This is a genomic window from Stecheria intestinalis (assembly GCF_009696165.1).
Classification (GTDB): Bacteria; Bacillota_I; Bacilli_A; order Erysipelotrichales; family Erysipelotrichaceae; genus Bulleidia; species Bulleidia intestinalis.
Genome location: NZ_VUMN01000018.1, coordinates 1 through 22,714, shown reverse-complemented (window position 1 = coordinate 22,714; position 22,714 = coordinate 1). Strand labels below are relative to the sequence as shown.

The 22,714-nt window shown below is 51.4% G+C and carries 21 protein-coding genes and 1 tRNA gene; 16 read left to right on the top strand and 6 right to left on the bottom strand.

Translation table 11 applies throughout. The features are described 5' to 3' along the window. Window positions 1-71: 71 nt before the first annotated feature. Window positions 72-1,742 (top strand): hypothetical protein, encoded by a 1,671-nt coding sequence (locus FYJ51_RS08180; RefSeq protein ID WP_154504865.1) that lies wholly within the window; start codon window positions 72-74, stop codon window positions 1,740-1,742. Window positions 1,743-2,037: 295 nt separating this feature from the next. After that, a tRNA-Ser gene (locus tag FYJ51_RS08175) sits at window positions 2,038-2,128 on the top strand. Window positions 2,129-2,438: 310 nt separating this feature from the next. Here FYJ51_RS08175 and FYJ51_RS08170 read toward each other — a convergent pair. Continuing rightward, complete coding sequence (locus FYJ51_RS08170) at window positions 2,439-3,065, bottom strand: tetratricopeptide repeat protein (RefSeq protein WP_154504864.1); 627 nt, start codon at window positions 3,063-3,065, stop codon at window positions 2,439-2,441. 136 nt (window positions 3,066-3,201) lie between these two features. Here FYJ51_RS08170 and FYJ51_RS08165 point away from each other — a divergent pair, with 136 nt between their 5' ends. The 5 genes from FYJ51_RS08165 (at window position 3,202) to FYJ51_RS08145 (ending at window position 8,239) form a co-directional block, all read left to right on the top strand. Further along, window positions 3,202-3,768: a TetR-like C-terminal domain-containing protein gene (locus FYJ51_RS08165; RefSeq protein ID WP_154504863.1), complete on the top strand. Its 567-nt coding sequence runs from the start codon at window positions 3,202-3,204 to the stop codon at window positions 3,766-3,768. Next, window positions 3,765-5,057 (top strand): SGNH/GDSL hydrolase family protein, encoded by a 1,293-nt coding sequence (locus FYJ51_RS08160; RefSeq protein WP_154504862.1) that lies wholly within the window; start codon window positions 3,765-3,767, stop codon window positions 5,055-5,057. The genes FYJ51_RS08165 and FYJ51_RS08160 overlap by 4 nt, the downstream gene beginning before the upstream one ends. A gap of 133 nt (window positions 5,058-5,190) precedes the next feature. Continuing rightward, on the top strand, window positions 5,191-6,615 hold the full coding sequence (locus tag FYJ51_RS08155; RefSeq protein ID WP_154504860.1) for an NAD(P)/FAD-dependent oxidoreductase: 1,425 nt from the start codon (window positions 5,191-5,193) through the stop codon (window positions 6,613-6,615). After that, window positions 6,615-7,871: an NAD(P)/FAD-dependent oxidoreductase gene (locus tag FYJ51_RS08150; protein WP_154504858.1), complete on the top strand. Its 1,257-nt coding sequence runs from the start codon at window positions 6,615-6,617 to the stop codon at window positions 7,869-7,871. The genes FYJ51_RS08155 and FYJ51_RS08150 overlap by 1 nt, the downstream gene beginning before the upstream one ends. Further along, window positions 7,871-8,239, top strand: coding sequence for a DUF1667 domain-containing protein (locus tag FYJ51_RS08145; RefSeq protein ID WP_154504856.1), 369 nt, complete (start codon window positions 7,871-7,873; stop codon window positions 8,237-8,239). The genes FYJ51_RS08150 and FYJ51_RS08145 overlap by 1 nt, the downstream gene beginning before the upstream one ends. Window positions 8,240-8,287: 48 nt before the next feature. On the opposite strand, the gene FYJ51_RS08140 is transcribed toward FYJ51_RS08145, so the two are convergent. Next, window positions 8,288-9,598: a trypsin-like peptidase domain-containing protein gene (locus FYJ51_RS08140; RefSeq protein WP_154504854.1), complete on the bottom strand. Its 1,311-nt coding sequence runs from the start codon at window positions 9,596-9,598 to the stop codon at window positions 8,288-8,290. A 148-nt stretch (window positions 9,599-9,746) separates the two neighbouring features. Between FYJ51_RS08140 and FYJ51_RS08135 the strand changes: the two genes are divergently transcribed. Further along, complete coding sequence (locus FYJ51_RS08135; RefSeq protein WP_154504852.1) at window positions 9,747-10,484, top strand: TVP38/TMEM64 family protein; 738 nt, start codon at window positions 9,747-9,749, stop codon at window positions 10,482-10,484. Beyond that, on the top strand, window positions 10,481-11,335 hold the full coding sequence (locus tag FYJ51_RS08130) for a patatin-like phospholipase family protein (RefSeq protein WP_154504850.1): 855 nt from the start codon (window positions 10,481-10,483) through the stop codon (window positions 11,333-11,335). Before FYJ51_RS08135 ends, FYJ51_RS08130 begins: the two co-directional genes overlap by 4 nt. Window positions 11,336-11,655: 320 nt before the next feature. Here FYJ51_RS08130 and FYJ51_RS08125 read toward each other — a convergent pair whose 3' ends face one another. The 3 genes from FYJ51_RS08125 to FYJ51_RS08115 are packed head-to-tail and all read right to left on the bottom strand — an operon-like array spanning window position 11,656 to window position 14,991. Then, window positions 11,656-12,699, bottom strand: coding sequence for a glycoside hydrolase family 5 protein (locus FYJ51_RS08125; RefSeq protein ID WP_205946251.1), 1,044 nt, complete (start codon window positions 12,697-12,699; stop codon window positions 11,656-11,658). Window positions 12,700-12,742: 43 nt separating this feature from the next. Continuing rightward, window positions 12,743-14,422, bottom strand: coding sequence for a glycoside hydrolase family 13 protein (locus FYJ51_RS08120; RefSeq protein WP_154504846.1), 1,680 nt, complete (start codon window positions 14,420-14,422; stop codon window positions 12,743-12,745). Window positions 14,423-14,424: 2 nt separating this feature from the next. Beyond that, window positions 14,425-14,991: a rhomboid family intramembrane serine protease gene (locus FYJ51_RS08115; protein WP_154504844.1), complete on the bottom strand. Its 567-nt coding sequence runs from the start codon at window positions 14,989-14,991 to the stop codon at window positions 14,425-14,427. Between the two features lie 44 nt (window positions 14,992-15,035). Here FYJ51_RS08115 and FYJ51_RS08110 point away from each other — a divergent pair, with 44 nt between their 5' ends. Genes FYJ51_RS08110 through FYJ51_RS08100 form a run of 3 tightly spaced genes read left to right on the top strand, consistent with a single transcriptional unit; the run spans window position 15,036 to window position 17,378 of the window. Further along, a complete protein-coding gene (locus tag FYJ51_RS08110) occupies window positions 15,036-15,755 on the top strand; it encodes an MBL fold metallo-hydrolase (RefSeq protein WP_154504842.1) in 720 nt (239 codons plus the stop codon). 49 nt (window positions 15,756-15,804) lie between these two features. Beyond that, the gene (locus tag FYJ51_RS08105) at window positions 15,805-16,617 is read left to right on the top strand and encodes an enhanced serine sensitivity protein SseB C-terminal domain-containing protein (protein ID WP_154504840.1); all 813 of its coding nucleotides are present in this window, start codon (window positions 15,805-15,807) and stop codon (window positions 16,615-16,617) included. After that, complete coding sequence (locus FYJ51_RS08100; RefSeq protein WP_154504838.1) at window positions 16,617-17,378, top strand: GNAT family N-acetyltransferase; 762 nt, start codon at window positions 16,617-16,619, stop codon at window positions 17,376-17,378. The genes FYJ51_RS08105 and FYJ51_RS08100 overlap by 1 nt, the downstream gene beginning before the upstream one ends. 16 nt (window positions 17,379-17,394) lie before the next feature. Here the strand turns inward: FYJ51_RS08100 and FYJ51_RS08095 are convergent, their stop codons facing one another. Continuing rightward, the gene (locus FYJ51_RS08095; RefSeq protein ID WP_154504836.1) at window positions 17,395-19,095 is read right to left on the bottom strand and encodes a potassium/proton antiporter; all 1,701 of its coding nucleotides are present in this window, start codon (window positions 19,093-19,095) and stop codon (window positions 17,395-17,397) included. Between the two features lie 167 nt (window positions 19,096-19,262). Between FYJ51_RS08095 and FYJ51_RS08090 the strand changes: the two genes are divergently transcribed. The 4 genes from FYJ51_RS08090 to FYJ51_RS08075 are packed head-to-tail and all read left to right on the top strand — an operon-like array spanning window position 19,263 to window position 22,609. After that, a complete protein-coding gene (locus FYJ51_RS08090) occupies window positions 19,263-19,427 on the top strand; it encodes a hypothetical protein (RefSeq protein ID WP_154504834.1) in 165 nt (54 codons plus the stop codon). Beyond that, window positions 19,424-20,044 (top strand): polyphosphate polymerase domain-containing protein, encoded by a 621-nt coding sequence (locus FYJ51_RS08085; RefSeq protein ID WP_235897257.1) that lies wholly within the window; start codon window positions 19,424-19,426, stop codon window positions 20,042-20,044. Before FYJ51_RS08090 ends, FYJ51_RS08085 begins: the two co-directional genes overlap by 4 nt. After that, on the top strand, window positions 20,026-20,700 hold the full coding sequence (locus FYJ51_RS08080) for a DUF4956 domain-containing protein (RefSeq protein WP_154504830.1): 675 nt from the start codon (window positions 20,026-20,028) through the stop codon (window positions 20,698-20,700). The genes FYJ51_RS08085 and FYJ51_RS08080 overlap by 19 nt, the downstream gene beginning before the upstream one ends. Window positions 20,701-20,716: 16 nt before the next feature. Then, on the top strand, window positions 20,717-22,609 hold the full coding sequence (locus FYJ51_RS08075; protein ID WP_154504828.1) for a carbohydrate-binding domain-containing protein: 1,893 nt from the start codon (window positions 20,717-20,719) through the stop codon (window positions 22,607-22,609). The last annotated feature ends 105 nt before the right edge of the window (window positions 22,610-22,714 follow it).

Sequence of the window (22,714 nt, the reverse complement as noted above, 5' to 3'; positions counted from 1 at the left end):
TGCATTTTACCATGAGTTTCGGGGAAATTTCGGTTTCCGGGTTATGATTAAAATATATAGGGGGTTTCTTTATGGGCATGGCAGCAGCTGCGATTGCAGTACTCATTTATGGCCTCTACGCAGAAAAGCGGAATCGGATCCTTTCCGGCATTCTGCTAGTTCTGGACTGCATCGGCTGGTTCTACTTTTTTCATCCTCCAATCAATGTGCATTCGTTCCGCTTCTGGCTCTTTGCCTGGCTGATGATTTTCACCGGATTGACCCTGTTCCGGAAGGAACCGCTGATCAGCGCAAAGGGGTCAGGAAAACGGAGAGGAAACAATCAGGGAGAAGGGCTATCTGAACCTCGATATTCTGATCTGAAGTATTTTTTCATTGCTCTTGCGGGGTTTGCAATCTGCTGGGCACTCATTGATCTCTTCTGTTCGCCTCTGTTTCGCTCGCATGCCTATGCCGAGAGGATCTCGGTCGATTCTGTCAGCTTCTCAGAGATCCCTTCCTTCAATTTCTCGGAAACTGCAGTCATTGATCGGGAAAGCGCGCAGCTCGTCGGAGACAAAGTCATGGGCGAAATGACCGATCTTGTTTCCCAGTTTAATGTGAGCAGCGAATACAGTCAGATTTCCTATGAAGGAGGAACCTACCGGGTGACGCCGCTCGCCTACAGCGGCCTGATCAAATATTTCCGAAATGCCGCAGAAGGAGTTCCTGGCTACATTCTCGTGAATACGACAACCGGAAATGCCAGGCTTCAGCGGCTCAGCCAGAAGATGAAATATGTGCCTTCTGCCTACTTCAATGACAATCTTTACCGCCGCCTGAGATTTGCCTATCCGACGGTGCTGTTCGGATCGCCGACGTTTGAAGTCGATGATGATGGCAATCCGTATTATGTCTGCACGACTTATACGTTTACCGGATTCACTGCAATGAAAAAGGTTACCGGCGTGATTCTGTATGATCCGACTGATGGAAGTTCTGAACGTTATGACCTCTCTGAGGTTCCTTCCTGGGTAGATCGGGTATTCCCGGAATCGCTGATCAATGAAGAACTGAATGATTATGGGAAATATCAGAAAGGATTCTGGAATTCTCTGTTCGGACAGGAAGGAGTCATTCAGACTTCGGAGGGCTATAACTACATCTCGAAAGACGGAGATATCTGGCTCTATACCGGCATGACCAGTGCCGCAAGCGATGAATCCAATCTCGGATTCATGCTGGTAGACCTCAGAACCCATGAAGCTCAGTACACTGCCGTCAGCTGTGCAACCGAAACCGCAGTCATGGCAAGTGCAGAAGGAGAAGTGCTGAACTATGGCTATGTTTCCACGTTCCCGACATTGATCAATGCTGGCGGGAAACCAGTCTATCTGCTGTCTCTGAAAGACAGCGCAGGGCTGATCAAGATGTATGCGATGGTGGATGCGCAGGACTATCAGCAGGTCTATACTGCAAAGGCTGAAAAAGAACCAGCCAGTGCCATCGCGCAGCTTCTGAAACAGGTAGGCGGATCATCTGCAGATACGCTGAAAACGATCTCCTTTGTCATCAGAGATCTGAATCAGGTTGAGCTCAACGGCAATACGGTGGTGTTCCTCAGCGATGGTTCTGCAATCTATCGTCTGGATCTATCGGAAGACAATGCCGCAAAGGCTGCCTTCCTGAAAACGGGAGACTCTATCTCCTGTACTTACAGCGAAGAGGAATCCGGAGTACGGAATATCGTGGATCTGGACTGATTCTTTCAAGGTTCCAGGAGATCAAAGAGCCGGAGCTTTGAGAAATGTGAAAACCCCGGCTTGGTTCCTGTCAGGTCAAAGATCGGCACTTTGCTCTGAATATTCAGTAAGAACATGTGTCTTCCTTTCACATCTCTGTATTAACCGTACTATCTGAATGAGCTGTACCATCTGGATGATTTTATATCAATGCACCTGATCAGATGGGGCCCTGGAACGCATGAAATTTGCGGTTGTGCTTTGAAAGTGTTTGCGGTATACTAACTTAGCGCCTGATAAGGAGCATGAGACCATTGCAGGAATACCCAAGTGGTTGAAGGGGCAGGCTTGGAAAGCTTGTAGACCTGTAACAGGGTGCCAGGGTTCAAATCCCTGTTCCTGCGCCATAACTGAAAAAGTCCATGATCATGGGCTTTTTCTTTGCCCTGGCACCATGATTCCGGACTGCTCCTTGTTTCTTCTTCCGATTTCATCTGATGATGAGCGATTGATGATGCAGGCAAATATTAGCCAATGCTTACTGTCAGAGGCCTTGGAACTCTACACTGGTAAAAGTTAACGCAGCCTGCTGCTGAATCTGTTTCTCTGATTGAGATTTCAGAAGCACAATGGACTCTGCAGGATTCCTCGGAGCGGGTTCCTGTCATTGTTTGCGCCCCAGAAAGAAAATGCCGCATCTTCTATGCGGCATGTACTTCAAGCCTGAATATTTCCGGGGCCATCTTCTTTCAGCCCCAGTTTGGTACGGCAGAGTTCTTCTCCTTTTTCTGCCCGTTCCAGAAGATCTTCACACTCCATGTCACCGGCATCCATCCGGTCCATGAATCCATCCGTTGCAGAGCAGTAGAAATCATAAGCATTCCGGTAATCCACATCGGTGCCGATGCCATTGTAAAGACAGTCAGCAATCCGCAGGTAGACATCCGGCGCATTCCAGACATCATTGGCTGCCTGCAGAAGCTGGAAGGCTTCAATATAGTAATCAGCCGCTTTCTGCACGTCTTTCTGAAGAAGAGACTGGACACCATTCCAGTAGAAGTCTCCGACCTTATAGGTGGCCGTGACATCTCCCCTGGCACTTGCGTCTTCATAGCAGGAGAGTGCTTCTGCCATATTCTTCTTCACGCCGCGGCCGAGCTCATAGCAGGAGCCCATCCGGCGCAGGGCAGGAATGTTTCCCATCTCTGCTGCCTTCTTATAATAGCGGAACGCTTCACTGTAATTCACTTTGACCCCGAGACCGCGGTAGTACGCTTCCCCGATCGTGGCAAGTGCTTCGTCGCTCCGGTTATTCTGTTCTTCTGTGTTTTCCGCTGCCATCATTGCACCCCATCTGATTCCGGACCTCAGTCCTTGTTCAATATCATATTCATGTTGATCCGGAAAGTAAACCGGATTACTCCGCCCGTTTCCTAAATCCCCGGAAACCGGTAAAATAGAAATGCAAGAGGAAACCGGAATGTCTGATGTGACAAAGAAAGCATTAGCACACACGCTGAAGGAAATGGCATCGCGTATGCCGATCGACCGGATCACGGTCAGCCAGCTCTGCCTTCAGTGCGGGGTCAATCGTCAGACCTTTTATTACCACTTCCGCGACATCAATGATCTGGTGGAATTTATCTTCGACAGCGAAGCTGCTTCCGTTCTCGGCAATCAGAAGACTTATACGACCTGGCAGAATGGGCTCCAGGATATCTTCGGGTATGTGCTTGAGAATCAGGACTTCGTGATGAGCACCTATCACAGCCGCAACCGGGAACAGCTTACCGGATATCTCCTGGCAAGAACGAAAGTCCTGCTGGCAGCTGTGGTCAGAGAAGTATCTTCAGACCTGAAGATCTCTGAAGAAGATCAGGACTTCATCTCGGATTTCTATAAATATGCATTTGTCGGTCTCGTGCTCGACTGGATCGGAAAAGGCATGAAAGAAGAACCGGCAGAACTCGGAGAACGCATAGAACTGGTCATTCAAGGAGCCTTCCGGGATGCTGCAGAACGCTTCTCCTCCTCTGAAACATTATGAAACCGATTGAATTCCATGCTCACGGAAAGAAATATCAGCTGAAACCAGCTGGCTTGATCATTCTAATCCTGGCTATCCTCATAGCCGTTTTTCTGGTTCTGATTTCCGTGCGGAATTTCAAGCATAGAAATGCCCGGGAAACAGCACTTCCTTCGGCTTCCGCAGTGCCTTCTTCAGACGCATCAGCTGAAATAATCCAGGAAGGCGAATTTGATGGAACGCTTCTTCCGGAAACCGAAGATGCAGGAAAGGATTACGTCGACAGCACCTTGTTTCTCGGCGATTCCAACACTGCAAGATTTCTGAAAGTCACGGACTCCGAAGGAAATACGTTCACGAAACTGAATAATACGATCGGGGTAGTGGGGATGGGCATCGATGCAATCTCCACGCTGCCATGCATGGACTTTTCAACCGGACGATATACGATGCCCCAGTCCGTGAAGATTCTGCAGCCGGAGCGCGTGATCATCACGTTCGGAACGAACAACCTCTCCGGTACTAGCACAGATGCCTCGGATTTCATAACCCGGTATACTGCCCAGATCGAGGCGGTTGAGAGTGCATATCCGAGTGCCGATATCATCATCAATTCCATACCGCCGATCGGCAGAGTCAATCAGTATCCGAATGTCTCGATGAAGCAGATTGATGCCTATAACAAAGCGATCGCGGAAATGTGTCAGAAATACGGATGGAAGTTCCTGAACTCTTCGGAAACGCTGAAAGACGCTTCGACCGGATATGCCAGGGATGGCTATACCGTTTCAGATGGACTGCATCTTTCTTCCGAAGGACTGGAGGCATTGTTCTTCTATATCCGCACGCATGCATGGATTACTGAGGATGATCGTCCGAAGCCATTAGCTTCGATTCCGACGGTAATCGGCGTACCGGATGGGCTGATCCAGATCAATCCGCTGAATGAAGAGACATTCACGGAAGATCCTGCTTCAGACTGGACTCCCGCACCGGAGCAGACGGAACAGCCTGTGTCTGTTCCGGAGACTTCTGCGCCTGCTCCGACCCCAACTCCGACTCCTGTAGAGACCCCGGCTCCTGCCACTGTGCCGACTCCGGATTGCAGCAATGCTGGCACGTATGACAGCAGCACCGGCTCCTGCGTCTGCAATCCCGGCTATCACGTGGAGAATCAGACTTCCTGTGTCATCGATCCGACGCCGGTTCCAAGTGCTGTTCCTGAGCCGACTGCAGTGCCGGATACAGCCGCACAGGTTCAGACCGAAGGGACGGGTACGGAGCCGGAAACAGGAAATACTGAGAACTGAATCGGAAATTCCGTTCTTTCTGCCTCAGAAGTGCTGAAACCGGAATTGCAAAATGAGTTTCCGGAAGGCATTCCCGTGCTATACTGAATTCAGAAGTAAGCGGTTTCATGAGAAGGGAGAAACTTCATAGTCTATGTATGATGCAGTAATTATCGGAGCAGGGATTACCGGCACGATGCTGGCAAAAGACTTGTCCCGCTATCAGCTGAAGACTGCGGTCCTGGACCGGGAGAATGACATTGCGGATGAAGCTACCATGGCAAATTCTGCAATTGTTCATACCGGATATGATCCGGCTGACGGAACTCTGAAGGCAGAGCTGAATGTCAGAGGTGCGAGAATGTATGAGCAGCTCTGCAGGGATCTTGGCTGCAAGTACCAGGTCAATGGTGCATTCATTGCCGCAACCTCTCCGGAAGAGGAAGCACATCTGGAGATTCTGGCAGATCGGGCAAAACGCAGAAATATTCCGTATGAATGGCTGAGCGGCGATGAGGCAAGAAAAGAAGAACCGAATCTCAATGACAGCGTGACTAAAGTGCTGAGCTTTCCGACTACCGCGAATATCTATCCATGGGAAGTAGCGATTGCATGCGCGCAGGTTGCAGTGAAGAACGGCACAGAGCTGCATCTGAATTCGGAAGTGACTTCTATTGATAAGACGGATCATGGATATGTGGTCCATACTCCGGATCATGATTATCAGACGAAAGTCGTGATCAATGCGGCAGGCGTCAGTGCAGATCAGATCTGTGCGATGGTCAGCAGACCTTCATTTAAGATGACGCCGAAGAAGGGCGAATACTTCGTCATCGATAATGATGTGCATTATGTGAAGCATACCGTATTCCCGGTGCCTTCCAGCAAAGGCAAAGGCGTGCTGGCGGTGCCGACGGTCTACGGCAATACGCTGATCGGACCGAACAGCACCTATGTGGAGAACACCGTCGATACCGGCAGCACATTCCAGGGACTGGACTATGTCCGGGAACATATCCTGCGGGTGATGCGGACGGCTCCGTTCAATAAGAGCATCCGCAATTTCGCAGGACTCCGTCCTTCGAGCTCCAGCAGCGATTTCATCATTGAAGAACCGGAGGATGCGAAGAATTTCATCAATGTCGCATCGATTGAATCGCCCGGCCTGGCCAGTGCACCTGCGATTTCAGCATATGTGATCGAGCACTTCGTGTCTCATATGCTCGACCTGAAAGAGAATCCGGATGCCATTATGACCAGGAAAAGACCGCTGGTCATGGCAGAGCTGACTCCGGAAGAGCGGGCCGAGAAGATCCATGAGAACCCGATGTACGGAAGGATCATCTGCCGCTGCGAGCAGATCAGCGAAGGCGAGATCGTGGACTGCATCCATGCCGTATGCGGAGCGACTACCGTCAAGGGCGTCAAGAAACGCGTGCGTCCGGGCATGGGCAGATGCCAGGGCGGCTTCTGCGAACCGAGAGTCGTGGAGATTCTGGCAAGAGAACTGAACATCTCGCCGCTGGAAGTCGTGCTGGATCAGAAGGATTCGAAGATCCTGGAAGAGGTGAACCGCTGATGAAACACTATCAGGCAGCAGTAATCGGCGGCGGCAGCGCAGGTCTGGCTGCAGCCGTACGTCTGAAGCAGCTCGGTATTGAGGATGTCATCGTCCTGGAAAAAGATGCAGAAGCAGGAGGCATTCTGAATCAGTGCATCCATAATGGCTTCGGTCTTCAGACCTTTCATGAACAGCTCTCCGGACCGGCTTATGCAGAACGCTTTGAAGATCAGGCGAGAGACCTGAACGTCGAAATCAGACTGAATACGATGGTGGTCCGCCTGTATCCGGACCGGAGAATCGAATACGTGAATCCGGAAGAAGGATATGTGACGATCACTGCGGATGCGGTGATCCTTGCGGTAGGATGCTATGAACGCTCCAGAGGAGCGGTCGAGATTCCGGGTGAACGTCCTTCCGGCATCTATACGGCCGGACAGGCACAGCGCTATCTGAACATTGACGGATATCTGGTCGGGAAGAAAGTATTCATTCTCGGATCAGGCGACATCGGTCTGATCATGGCAAGGCGCATGACCCTGGAAGGAGCAAAGGTATACGGCGTTGCCGAGCTGATGCCTTATTCCAATGGTCTGCCCCGCAATATGAAGCAGTGTCTCGAGGACTTCGGCATTCCGCTGTATCTGAGCCATACGGTTACGCATATCTACGGTCATGACCGTCTGGAGAGAATTGAGCTTTCCGAAGTCGGAAAAGACCGGAAGCCGATTCCGGGTACCGAGCAGTATTTCGATGTCGATACGCTGCTGCTCAGCGTCGGCCTGATTCCGGAGAATCATCTGGGCGATGAAGCCGGAATCGTAATGGATCCCCGCACGAAGGGACCGGTCGTGGATGAGAATTATATGACCAGCATCCAGGGCGTCTTTGCCTGCGGCAATGGCCTGCATGTCCATGATCTTGTCGACTTCGTGACGCATCAGGCGGCCAAGGCTGCTGAGGGTGCGGCCCGCTATCTGAAGCAGGAAACGTCTTCCGGAAAAGGAATCTCTGCATTGCCGGGAGAGAATGTCGGCTATGTTGTGCCGGGTCTTCTGCATCCGGATCAGCTGCCGCCGATCATTGAATTCTATTTCCGCGTGCGTAAACCGATGGATGCCGGAACGATCATCGTCCGCTCCGGGGACCAGATCATCCGTCAGGTTCATAAGGAAAAGCTGGTTCCTTCTGAGATGGAACAGCTCGTGCTGGCCGGAAAACAGCTCAGCGGTCTGAAAGAAAGTCTGACGGTCGAAGTGAAGGAGGATCAGTGATGGAACAGAAAGAACTTGTCTGCGTCAACTGTCCGAAAGGCTGCCGCATCACGGTGACGCTGGAAGATGGAAAGGTGAAGGAGATCCGAGGATTTTCCTGCGACAAGGGAAAGCAGTACGCTGCTCAGGAAACGACAAGGCCGATGCGGATCCTGACGACGACTGTCCGCATTGAAGGGGCCCGTCTCAGAGTGCTGCCGGTGATCACGGACAAGGAAATTCCGCTGGATCAGATGCAGGAAGCGATGAAACAGGTCCGGAAGACCACGGTCCAGGCACCGATCAAGGTCAGCGATATCATTGTCAGGAACTTCTTAGGAACGGATGCGAATCTCGTCGCTTCCCGTTCAATGGAAAAGCAATCCTGAGAAACCAGAAAAAAGTTCCTGCATGCAGGAACTTTTTCTTCGGGAATCTCAGCCGTTGGAGTTTTCCGTATTGTGGATCGGCGCGGTCAGCGTGACATTGAACTCCATCTCCTGACCATCGCGGACGACGGTGAGCTTCAGCGTATCGCCGACACTCTTCTTGCTGAGGATTGCGGAGAGTTCGGTATAGGAACTCACCTCCTGATCATCGGCCTTGATGATGCGGTCATATGTCTGCAGGCCGGCTGCTTCTGCGCCTCCGCCCGGCGTGACACTTGCAATATAGAGACCAGCTGGATAGTTTCCGTAATCCTGGGTCAGCGTCTGCAGCGTGACACCGAGAGTAGCACGATCTGTCACATAGCCATTCTCGATCAGCTGGGTTGCAACATCCATTGCTTCATTGATCGGAATTGCAAAGCCAAGTCCTTCGATCGTCGCACCGGAACTCAGAACACCGGAGTCCTTCGCGTTGACGATGCCGATGAGATTGCCATTGCCATCGAACAGACCGCCGCCGGAGTTGCCGTTATTGATGGCAGCGTTGGTCTGGATCAGATTCATCGACTCGTTGTTGATCGTGATCTCACGGTCAGTCGCGGAGATAATGCCATTCGTGACGGTTCCTCCGAGTGTGCCCAGCGGGTTGCCGATGACAACTGCGGTATCGCCGACCTGAATCGTGCTGGAATCGCCGATGGTCGCAGCTGTCAGACCGGCAGCGTCAATCTTGATGACAGCGATATCAGATTTGCCGTCAGTGCCGACCAGGGTAGCCGTATACGTATTATCATCATACGTCCGGACGGTAATCGAATTTGCGCCTTCAATGACGTGGTTGTTCGTGATGATGTAGCCATCGTCTGAGATGATGACGCCGGAGCCTGCGGCTTCGCTGGTATAAGTTCCGCCGAACAGACCATAGGTCGTTGTAGTGGTTTCCGTCTGGATCTCAACCACGGAAGGGGCTGCTTTCGCAGCGACTGCCGCGATGGTTCCGGACGTGGAATCTGTCGACATGGCACTGGCATCGGAAGTCACTTCCTTCGTGACGACGGTTGTGCCGCCGGAGCTGGTTCCGGCCGACTGCACTGCCAGGTATCCGCCTCCGAATCCTGCCGCCAGCCCTACGACCGCTGCAGCAAGGATGGTCACCGCCGGATGATGAGACTTCTTCGGGGATTTCTTTGCCGGAGCCGTGAAGGTCGGCGGTACTTCCTTATGCACATATTCCGCGTTCACGGTCTTCGGTTCAGCTGTATGTTCTTCCGGACGCGCAGTTCCGCAGTTGGTGCAGAATCTGCCTTCATTGATGGTGCCGCATTCCGGGCATTTCCATGTGGTATTTCTTTCGCTCATGCAGATCACTCCTTCTTTTTTCCTTTGATGCAGGTATTACTATAAGCAGAGATTGTGATTTCTCTGTGAACATAAACAGAATATTCCGTTAACGTCCTGATGCCAACGGGACAGATGGTGGCAATTGTCTATCGGAACCTTGCCAGAGATGATTATAATCCGTATTGTGAACTGGAATATTCCTGAAGAAAAAAAGCCGCAGATCCGCAGGATCGTGCGCAAAGGTCTGATTTTTCTGGCCATTCTGGCCGGTCTTTTCATACTAACTCAGGCACTGGACATCTCTCTGGACGATATTCTGCGGTATACCCCGGAGAATCCGTTTCTGGCAGCACTTGTGATGCTGGCGTTCTACGGGCTGAAGTCCCTGACCGTGTTCTTCCCGGTGCCGCTGCTGATGATTGCGTCGGGACATCTGTTCTCGACTGGTCTTGCATTGGTGGTGAATTTTCTCGGCATAGCTGTCGCAACCACGATTCCGTATCTGCTCGGCCGCAGGCATGGCGAAAGCGAGATCTCGAAGTTCTTCTCCGATTCCAGTGCAATTCAGGAAATCAAGGAAATTCAGACAGACAATCAGACGTTTACGACCTATATGCTCAGGATGCTGCAGCTGCCGATGGATCTGGTTTCGATGTTTCTCGGCACCGAGCATCTGAATTATGCTCAATATCTGATCGGAACACTGACCGGCATGGCTCCGACCGTGATTGCCACCACGGTGATCGGCGAGAATATCAGCCAGCCGGGATCCCGGTATTTCTGGATCTCGCTTGCCGTCATGATTGTGATCATCGTGCTGTCGTTCTTATTCTTCTGGAAATATCTTCAGAAGCATTATCCGGAGAAACTGGATCTGATCATGAAGAGGATTCTGAAGAAATGAAAACAGGAATTGTCGTCGAAGGCGGAGGAATGAGGGGAATCTATTCGGCAGGGGTTCTTGACCGCTTTCTTGAGCTAGGCATCCATTTTGACTATGGGGCAGGGGCAAGTGCCGGCGGAGCAAATCTCGTGACCTTTCAGGCTCATCAGCTGAAGCGGAACTACCGGTTCTATCATGACTACAGCCAGGATCCTGCTTTTCTGAGTCTCCGATCCTATCTGAAGTACCGGCAGTATTTCGGCCTGGATTATATCTATGATGATCTCGCTACGACCCATGGAAAGGATCCGATTGACTTTCCGAGGATGATGCAGGATCCTGCAGAGCTGGAGGTGGTCGCAACACGATGCGATACGGGGGAAGCAGTTTATTTCTCCAAGCATCAGATGTCTCTGAATCATTATGATGCAATCAAGGCAAGCTGCGCGATTCCGATTGCCTGCAGACCGGTCTTCATCGACGGAGTTCCTTATTCTGATGGCGGTGTCAGCGATCCGCTGCCGATCGCCAGAGCACTTTCGAAAGGGTGCAGTTTTCTGGTCATCGTCCTGGTTCATCACTGGCCTCATGAAGTGAAAAGGCGAAAGGAGAATTCCTTCTATCGGCATGCCTTGAAAGAGTATCCTGCCATTCTCAGCGGGATCATGAAGTGCGATATGATTCACGAAGAGGAGGTGCAGCTTGCCTTCCGGCTGAAGGAGCAGAATCGAGCGATGATCCTGATGCCGGACCATGATGAGGACTTAGGCTCCGCCACCAGAAATCAGAAGATCCTGCAGAAGTATTACGATCTCGGTGTTCAGGATGCAGATCAGATCGCAGAAGAACTGCTTGCCCGGATGACAGAATAATCGGACAGGCAGTTCTTCTTTTCGGAAATTCCAGTCGAAACTGTCTTGCAAAGAACGGAAAGAGAAGCAGCATCTTCAGAATAGATTGTATTCATCAGCGAGAAAGGATGGAAACGACGGCTGGGATTCCGCTTCTGGCTTAAGAGAATTCATATTCGCTGATGCATAGAAAAAGATCCTGTCTGTGACGTCAAAACACTCGAGAATCTGTCATCGTTATCCGAAGGGAAGGCAGGAATAGTGCGTTTGCAAGCCTGCAGGGCGCTGGAAATGATGCAGAGTTAATTCCTCAGTCACCTGCATTGAAGCGGAGGATTCCGTCAATTGCTGAGAGTTGAGATGAATTCGTCCCGGATTTCGGAGAACCGCTCATCCTGCAGGCCGAAATCTTTCTCCTTGTAATTCCAGAGCGCATGACCGATTCCGAATTCCCGGAAAGCCTTGTGAATATCGCGCAGCCAGCGGATCTTATCATGGTTATCTGCCAGATCGATTACGCCATATTCACCGCAGTAGAGCGGAACATTGTCGTGCTCCGCCTTCTGGACTGCCGGAGCAAAGATATCCTCAAAAAAGCCTGTGCCGATGTCCCGGATTCCTTCTGCATATACTGCGCCGGCAAGATCCGCAGCCAGGCGGGAACCTGCTTCTTTGTATTCCTTTAACGTTTTCGGGTAGCCGATCCGGAAATCGGAAGGCATGCCATCCACCCAGTAGGCACCCTGATGGGTGAAAATCATCGGCTCATAGCAGTGAAAATTGTATACCAGTCTGTCATCCGCCGGCAGATCCAGCAGAGGGACGCTCAGAACATTGTTGTAGCGGACACCGCCCACCACAAGATAGCTTTCCGGAACGATGGTGCGCATCATGCGGATATACCGTCCGGCAAGGTCATTCCAGGCATCAGACACTTCCGGAAGAACTACTTCGTTCAGAGGCTCAAATGCGATCTGATTCTGCCAGGGAGCAAACCGCACCGCAATTTCCCTCCACAGATTCAGAAAGCGCTGCTGAAGCGATTCATCGTAGAAGAACCGCCTGCGATCCATATCCTTCTTGAGCGGATCAAATGAATAGCCGTAGCATTCATGCAGATCGATCAGCATATTCAGGCCATAGGCTTCACACCATCTCCGGCAGTCCGCCAGATGGCAGAATCCGCTTTCCAGGAAATTTCCTTCCTCGTCTTCCAGCACCGAATAGTCCACAGGAACACGCACATGATCAAAACCGAGCTCTGCGATGGTATGGATATCCTCTTCTGTGATAAACGTTTTGAAGTGCTCTTCATCGAAAACAGAATACTGAGAGATCCATCCGCCAAGATTGATGCCCTTCTGAAATCCTTCAAAAACCCGCATACTTTTCCCCCTCTGTATGATACTACCCCAGAATATGCCCGGATCATGAATGATGTTTTCTGTGCAGGAAGAGATGAGCTTCATAAGGCAGCAGCTTCATCTCTGCAGTCAGTGCCCTTGGTACTGTGCTGGTCAGCAGGTCTTCGGAAGGAACAATTTCGTTTTCCGGCAGTACTGCTTTCTGAGCATGTCTGCTGAGATTGAGAATCACAGTCAGACGTTCTTCTTCATTTTCCCGCACATAGGCAAGCACATGCGGGTGATCCGGAATCAGTTCCCGCCAGGAACCGGTGCACAGGGCTTCGTGTTCATGATGCAGGCGGATCAGTGCCTGATAGAAATTCAGCACGCTGTCCGGATCGGCCTGCTCGCTCTTTACATTCCAGGCCGGATAATCCGGATTGACTTGAATCCATGGAACTCCCTCGGTGAAGCCGGCATTCTTCTGGTCGGACCACTGCATGGGAGTGCGCGCATTATCGCGGTCTACGAATGACGTGATCTTCTCAGCAAGAAATGGAGGAATATGAAGGATCTCGGTCATCGCCTTGCTGGAATGAAATGCTTCATAGTCCCGCCAGTCTTGTTTCTTCAGTTTCGGGTTCGTCATTGCGATCTCTTCACCCTGATAGATGAAAGGTGTTCCATACAGAGTGAAATTGTACAGTGCAAGCATTTCGGCACTGCGGACCCGGTATTTTCCATCATTGCCGAAGCGATCCAGATGCCGTTTATGGTCATGGTTGGACAGATAGTTGCCAAGCCACGTATGATCCCTCTGCTGAGCAGTCATCCATTTCCTGGTCACCTGCTTGAACTGCTGATTCGTGATGAGATACAGCTTCCGCGGATCATATTTTCCAAGTTCTCCATAGCCTAAGCAGACCGTATCGAACTGAAACATCATCTGCAGGGGCTTGCCATTGCCGCAGTATTCTTTCACAGAGGCTTCTGTGGTCATGACGCCTTCGCCAAGCGCAAAGGCATCCCGTCTGCCCCAGGATTCTTCTTCCAGTTCTTTCAGCCACTGTTTTACCATCGGCCGGTCAAGCACCAGATTTCCCGGGAACTGAAGACCTTTCTTCTCCGGATTCTGACTCGGGAAATCCGGATCTTTGTCGATCGTATTGATCGTATCAAGACGGAACCCCTCCACGCCGAGATCCAGGTAGAAGTTCACGATCTTCGCGATTTCTTTCCGTACTTCCGGACAGCGCCAGTTGAGATCTGCCTGCTGCTCGGTATACAGCGTCAGATACCACATGTCGTCTTCTGCTTTCTGCCAGGCACTCACTCCGAAGAAGGAAAGCCAGTTGTTCGGCGGAGAGGAAACCGTTCCTTTCCGGAAGATATACCAGTCCCGGTAAGGACTGTCCGGGTTCTTCAGGGCTTCCTGGAACCAGGGATGCCGGGTGCTGGTGTGATTAGCAACCAAGTCCATCAGAATGGCAATATGACGTTCTTTCGCTTCTCTGATCAGAAGCTTCAGGTCTTCCATCGTTCCGTATTCGGGATTCACGGCATAATAGTCGCTGATATCATAGCCGTAATCCGTATTCGGGCTGGCGTAGACCGGAGAGAGCCAGATCGCATCAATGCCGAGATCAGAAAGATAATCCAGTCTGGAGCGGATGCCGCTGAGATCGCCGATTCCGTTGCGGTCGGAATCCTGGAAGGATCTCGGCCAGATCTGATAGATGACCGCATGTTTGTAGTCGAACATGGCTACCTCCTGGAAGGCTTCACGGACATGCCGTAGACCGCACCGATCGCACCGCCGATGATATGAGTCAGCTGAGAAATGTTGTCGCTGGCAGTCACGCCGGCATAGATCTGCTGGGAAAGATAGATGATGGCGACAATCAGCAGCGTCAGAGGAATTTCATTGCCCGACCGGCTTCCGGTGACCGAAGCCAGCAGGATGAATGCGAAGTCCACGCCGCTGGCTCCTAACAGTCCGGTATTCGGAGACAGCAGGATATGGATCAGACCGGTGATCACGCTGACCAGAGCGATGATCTCGATCAGGCGCTTCGATCCGTATTTTTCTTCCAGAAGAGGACCGACGAGCAGAAAGATCATCATGTTGTTGGCATAGTGTTCGAGGCTTGCGTGTCCCAGGACATGCGTGAACAGGCGCAGATAGAACAGCGGATCATTCCAGGACGTGAAATAGATCATGAAATATCTGCTGGTAAACGAAGAACCGGTGATCATGCCGAGAATCAGCACGATGCCGGAGACCAGCGCAAATGTCAGCACAACCGGGGAATTCCAGGTGATTCGTTTCATAAGGGTACCTCTCCGGATTATTATACTGGAGAAGAGGAACTCATATGGAAACTTTCACGACACGGATTCACTATCTCATGCATGATGATCGCACGGATGAGCCATATCTCTACATGATCAGCGGCGATCGTCTGACTCTGCAGATCGATGCCGGTAATGCCCCGGAAGCTACGATCTCCTTTCAGAAGGAACTGCAGCAGGCAGGCTTTCAGAAGCCGGACCTCGCGGTGCTGACGCACTGGCACTGGGATCATACCTTCGGGCTGGATGCGATGCAGTGCCCGGTCATCGCTTCTTCTCTGACAGATCGGAAGCTGAGGGAAGTCATGAAATGGAAATGGAATGAAGAATCCATGCAGAAGAGACTGGAGACAGGAGAGGATATTCCGTTCTGCGATGAGCATATCCGGGTTCAGTATCCGGATCTGTCGAAGATTCATGTCCGCCATGCGGACGTGGCCTTTGCCGGAGATCTATCGATTGATCTTGGCGGGGTGACGGCAATTCTCGAACAGCGCGACAGTCCGCATACCCGCGACAGCGTCTTCATCCGGATTCCGGAAGAGGGCGTGCTGATCGGAGGAGATGCAGAGTATCCGGATTACTATGACTATGACAGCAAGTATGATCCGGAGCGGCTTGCATTCTTTATTCACTATCTGGAAGTCACGGAATTCGACACGTATCTCAGAGGACATGATGAAGCGGCTGTTTCCAAGGCAGATCTGCTGCGTCAGATGAAGGAAATCGCCGAACAGGGATAATGGAAAAAGCGCATGGGGTTGCGTATAATGATAGCCGGGAGCAGGAAATATGGCAAAAAATAAGAACAAGCAGGTAAGACTCCGCCAGGTAAGTGCGGATCAGATTCATAATGATGAACTGAAGAAAGCGCTGGAAATCCTGAAGGAAAACCGCAATCCTCAGAATGAAGCAGTGATGTTCAGTGAGCTTTCAAAAGCTCATCTTCTCGTTCCGGTGCAGTTCTCCGGAAACAATCCGAAGAATCTCCAGATCAAGTTCATCCTCGTGAACACGAATGACGGAAGATCCTTCTTCCCGGCCTTCACGGATGAAGAAGAAGCGAAGAAGCTGAAGATGCCGGATGGCAAGACAAACGGCCAGTATATCGTCCGTTCGCTGATGGAATACGAGCCGATCTTCCATGATCCTAAGACGGCAGCAGAGGGAATCGTTCTGAATCCGATGGGAGCGAATATCGTTCTGCCGAAAGCACTGGTATCCAGGCTCAACAGTGTCCAGGCCGCAAAGAAGAAAGAGACTGCAGCTCTGAAGAACGGAGAGATTCCGGCAGGAGTTCAGGTGACCTTCAGCGAGCCGCGCATCTATCCGACCGCATTGGTCAATGCAGTGCATGACCTCTGCCAGACGCTGCCGGAAATCAGCAGGGTTTATTTCAAGCAGATGACCGCAGGCATGGCAGTCAGCTTTGCGCTGATCGTCGAAGCAGATTCGTTTGATGAATCGCTGTCCGAGAAGATCCATGATGCGGCAGTTCCGCATGCCAAGGACGTTCCGGTTGTCGTGCTGAAGTATACGGACGACATGGGTCAGAAGTTCCTGAAAGGGGATATTCCGCTGTACGACCGGGAGCTCGGGCTCTGATGGAAGTAAGAACGCTGCAGAAGGAAGAAATCCCTTCTGCTCTTTCTCTTGCTGAAGAAGTCTTCATGAGGGCACATCCGGATAATCCCGCAGCCGGGGCACTGCTCAACGGCTATATTGCCGCAAGAGCACCATTGCTGGAATATCTCGGTGCGTTCGAGGATAAGCTCATAGGCATGCTGGCATACGATCCGCAGAACTGGCATATCTGCCTGTTCTATACGGATTATGTTCATCGGGGCATCGGTACGCAGCTGTTTCAGAGACTTCTGCAGGCAGCTGGAAAGGCCCGCGTTTCGAAAATCACGGTGAATGCCGATGTGCTGGCCCTTCCGGTTTACAAAGCACTCGGGTTTGAGAATTCCGGAGAGGTGGATGAATCAGGCGGCGTTCCGACGCAGCCGATGGAATATCTGCTGCAGAAGGAATGGCTGGGAAAAGAAATTGACATCACGATCGACCATCCCTGCGGAAGCTTTCATCCCCATGTGCCGGATCTTCTGTACCCATGCAACTGCGGTTATGCAGAAGGCATCGGCACTCTGGATGGCGATTTCCAGGATGTCTATGTATACGGACCGGAAGAACCGCTTGAAACTTTCCATGGCATCGTGATTGCGATCATCTACCGCCGCAATGAGAGCGACTCGAAGTGGGTTGCTGCAGCCTCCCGGGACTATGACCGGCAGGATGTCATCAACACGATCGGTCCCCTGGAACAGTATTCAGATACCAGAGTGATCTGGCTTGAGAAGAACTGAGAGGTTCTTCTTTTTTTTATTCCTCAGAAGAAGGCTTGCTGATGACATAAAGCAGATCTCCGGCCAAAAGAACCGTATCCCCGTAAGGAATCAGCGTATTCCCTTTGCGGCGGATGAAGATGATCAGCTCATCTTCCAGGGCAAGATCTGAGAGCTTCTTCCCGGTCCAGTCATGGAATGCCGTGAGGCAGATCTCATGCATGCCGCTGCTGTCGGCATTGCCTCCTTCTGCTCCGCACAGAATCAGGATGTCGCCTGCCTGCAGGCGGGTATCTCCTTTAGGCACGATCTGCTGGCTGCCGCGCTCGATGATGGGAAGAATGGACTGTGGAGGAAAGGTGATTTCGCTGACCATTCTGCCATCCCACGGATGTCCCTGCGGCAGCTGGAAACGCACGAACTGCACCGGCAGGTCTTCCGCCGTATCATTGAACGTTGCCATGACATCTTCCTGATCATCAATCAGGTCGAGCTTTCTTGCGGCAGATGGAATCAGGGATCCTTGAACCAGGATGGAAAACAGGACGATGAAGAACACCATGTGGAAGAGATCATAGGAAAGCGAGATGCCGGAACTGACCGCCATGATCGCAAACGCGATGGAAGCCGCTCCGCGCATGCCTGCAAACGAAATGAACAGGCGCTGATTCCGCGGACAGTGCAGGGGTGCCAGAAGAAGGAAGACAGCTGCGGGACGTGCGGCAAAGGTCAGAAACAGTGCAGTCAGAAGGGCGCTGAAGGCAACCGAAGGAAGACGGGACGGGAAAGCAAGCAGGCCGAGCAGGAAAAACAGCAGCATCTGCATGAGACTGGTGAGGGAGTGAAAGAATCGGATACTTTCCGTTTTATCAGGAATCGTATGATTGCCGATCACAATGCCGGCAATATACACTGCTAAATATCCGTTGCCATCCAGCCCTGCTGCCAGAGCATAAGAAAGCAGACCGAACCCGAGAAGCAGTGCTTCCGTAAGAACCGCATCTTTCAGATGGAATAAGCGCAGAAGACGCAATGCAGCAAAGGAGAGAAGGAAGCCGACCAGAGCACCGACGAGAATCTGCAGACAGAGCAATTTCACAATATGCCCGGCGGAAAGCTGTTCTCCCTGCATCAGGCTGAGTACGACCATGGTCAGAAGATAAGAGAACGGATCGTTCGATCCGCTTTCGACTTCCAGAAGCGAAGCGGTGCCATAGCGAAGATCCATCTTGCGAGAGCGCAGAATCGAGAAGACAGAAGCCGCATCCGTCGAACAGATCACTGCTCCTAGAAGCAGGCCTTCCAGTGTTTTCATCTGGAGAACAAGGATTGCAAAGATACTCACGAGAACGGCCGTGATCAGACTTCCCAGACCTGAAAGCAGAATGGCTTTACCAAGAACCGGACGCGCTGCCTTGAGATTCGTGCCAAGACCTCCGTAATAGATAATCAGAACAAGAGCGGCGGAACACAGCGTTCCAGCAATGTCATAGTTTTCGAAGGGAATCCGGAATAAACCGTCTGATCCGAAAATCATGCCGGCAGCTATGAAAAGGAAAAGACCCGGAACTCCGGTCCGGCGGAACAATTTCTGGAAAATGGCGCAGAAGATCAGGATTACTCCAGTCAGAAACAGAAGATGATTCATATGGCTGATTCCTTTCAGATTGGAAGCTTCTGCCCTCATGGTAACATGGAATCTCTGAACCAGGACGGATCTGATCTTTTTCTTCTTCACCGGAAAATATCATGTAGAGCTGAATAATACGCGGACGCGGTTTTTTTCTTCTGCACAGAGTTTACAGAAAATGAACGCATTCAGATAAAGTTCACACTGCTCTCAGACCGTTCACAGAATCATTAATTATCCTTCAGGTATCACAGGTGGAAAGGAGAGCAGCACAGATGACAGAAACTGAAACATTTCTCAGATGTGAACATAAATATCCGATGAATAGGAGTCTGATGAAGGAGTTCCTGGAAGAAGCGGAAATGCAGCTCGTATTCCGGATCAGTATCCGGAATACGAGCTGCATTCCATCTATTACGATACGGAAGATTCCGGAATGATCATTCACTGCCTGGATCATCCGATGTACAAGGAAAAGCTGAGGCTTCGTTCCTATGGCGAGCCAAAGGAAGGACAGCCGGTTTATCTCGAGCTCAAGAAGAAGTTCAAGGATACCGGACAGAAGCGCAGGATTGCCCTGGAAGAGTCAGAAGCCTATGCCTATCTGAATCAGGGTGTTGTCCCGCATCTGTCTTCCGGAACACAGATTTATTCCGAGATTGATTATCTGGTACGAAGAAAGAAGATAGTTCCGAAGATGTTCATTGCCTATCACCGGATTGCCTTCTGCGGGAAGGAAGAAGCAGATCTCAGAATCACATTTGATTCTGCAATCCGCTTCCGCAGCAGCCATATCAGCCTGCATGAGTCCGGCAGAGAGCAGTATCTGACAAGCCCTGAAGAAATCCTGATGGAGGTCAAGCTGAGCGGAAGGTATCCATACTGGCTCAGCGATCTTCTCTCGAAGATGAAGCTGTTCCGTTCCAGCTTTTCCAAATACGGTACGTTCTACACCATGCAGGAACAGAAGCAGATCTCTGATCAAGTAGCGACTGTTCCGGAATCTATTTCGTTGAATCAAGAAAGCGAGGAATCCATATGTTCTCTTCCATACTGACACAGACGGTGTCCGGTATCTCTTTCCAGCAGATTCTGATCTGCTTCGGCGGATCAGTCTTATGCGGGCTGATCATTGCATTGTTCTATCGGAGCACCATGCGTGCAAGCAAAGCATTCTGCGTGACCATTGTCATTCTTCCGGCCATTGTCATGACCGTGATCATGATGGTCAACGGAAACCTCGGCGCTGGCATTGCCGTAGCCGGAAGTTTCTCACTTGTCCGCTTCCGTTCCATGGAAGGACGTTCTTCCGATATCGCCGTGATCTTTGCGGCAATGGCAGCGGGCCTTGCATGCGGCATGGGCTATGTCACGTTCTCTATCGTGATCAGTCTGCTGATCTGCGTGGCAGGATGGGCACTGTCTCATCTGCGTGTCTTCAGCCAGAATCAGAGTCTGAGATTTCTCACGATCACGATTCCGGAAGACCTGAACTTTGCGGAAGCCTTCCAGGATATCTTTGCCAGATATACGAAACAGAGCAAGCTGACTGAGATCCGCACCGTCAATCTCGGTGCTCTCTATGAACTGCATTATGAAGTCACGCTGAACAATCCGGACCAGGAGAAGGAACTCATGGATCAGATCAGAACCCGCAACGGGAATCTGACGGTCCGTTCCACGCTCATGGCACCGGTATCGACTGAACTGTAATGAAGGAGAAACCTTTATGAATAAACTGAGAACCGGTATCTCTGCTTCTCTTGCGGCATTTCTGTTTGCCGGCTGCTCGGCCAGCGCAGAAACAGTACCTGGTGCCTCTGCAGATGCTTCTGCTTCCTCGATCGCAGAAAACCTGGAAGAGGAAGATATCGATGAAGCCTATGATGAGAGCACCGCGGTGCAGATTGCGCTGAATGGCACGTCTGCTTCGGCGGAAGGATCTGGCATATCGATCATCGGCAGCGAGATCACGATCACTGCTCCAGGAACTTATGTCATTTCCGGTACGCTGGATGATGGGCATTTCGTGATTGACTGTGCTTCTTCCGGCACGGTTCATCTCGTCTTCAATAACGCTTCCCTCACCAGCACCACGGGACCTGCCGTTCAGGTTCTGCAGGCAGATAAGACGATTCTCACTGCCTATACCGGCACGTCCAGCGAGATCACGGTCAGCGGCAGCGATTCAGATGGAAACAGCCATGCAGTCTATGCAAAGGATGACCTTGTTCTGAATGGTTCAGGGACCTTGCGGATCAGNAGTGAAGACGGCGATGGCATTCATGCCAATGATGCCCTGAAGATCATGAATACGGTTCTCGAAATCACTGCCGGATCTGATGGCATCGATGTTAACGATGAGATCTATGAAAAAGAATCCATTCTCTCGATCACCGCCGGAGGCGATGGCATCAAGTGCGAAGACAATGATGCAGCTTTTGATGCCAGCCATGACACCCGTCTCGATGGCGGCATGATCACGATCACAGCGGGAGATGATGGCATTCAGGTCCAGGGCAATCTGTATGCAGAAGAAGGCACCTATGACATCACTGCCGGAGGCGGAAGTGCCAATGCCGTGAGAACGGTCTCCTCCGGAGGATTCCAGGGAGGACAGGGCCCGGGAAACAATGATGCAGGAAGCGCTGCAACCACGGACCAGAACTCTGCTGGAAGTGATTCGAGTTCTTCCGGGACTGCAGGCGAACTGCCGGCTGCACCTGGAAACGATACAAGTTCTTCTGGATCTTCAGATCAGAGCTCTGCACAGGAGGGCTCTGCAGCATCAGAAGCAGATGCTTCTGATACTTCGGAAACCAAAGAAGATGAAACCATGAAGTCCAAGGGCATTTCTGCAGAAGGGTCAGTATGGCTTATTTCCGGAACATGGACGATTGATGCGGCAGATGATGCCATCAACTCTGCTGCGAGCATCACGGTCAGCGATGGCACCTTAGAACTGAGTGCAGGAGATGACGGCACGCATGCGGATGATACGCTGACGATTGACGGCGGCACCTACACCATCACAACCAGCAATGAGGGTCTTGAAGCATGCAGTATCGTCCTGAATGGCGGCGTGATTGACATTACCGCATCGGATGACGGCATCAATGCGACTAATCCGAACAGCACTGCGACCGGAATGGACGTGGATGACGGATCCATGATCACGATGACCGGCGGAACGATCACGGTAACAGCAGACGGAGATGGAATTGATACGAATGGTTCCGGGACGATGTCCGGCGGTACGGTGACAATCTACGGACCGGAGAATTCCGGCAAGGGTGCGCTGGATTACAATGGCACATTCACAGTGAACGGCGGCACGCTGTATGCTGGCGGCAGCACCGGCATGGTGCAGGCTCCCAGTTCAGATTCTTCCGTCTATACGATTGAGATCAGCGTTACCGATACGAGCGGTCCGATCGAGGTGAAGGATTCGGATGGCAATACGGTTGCCAGCTATACTTCCGATCGTTTCTATGGAAATCTGGCTGTATCCAGCGATGCATTCCAGAAGGGTGAGACGTATACCGTCTATCAGAATGGGGCAGAGCTCGGATCTGTGACGATCTCAGATTCGATCAGCTATGTCAATTACCCCGTCCCGTAAAGGGCCGAGGCTTGTGACTGCCTCCACCAGTACAAGCGTGCTCATATAAGCCTCCTGGTTTCTGCTAGCGAGGATTATACCTCCTGTGGCGTCACATCGCCGGAT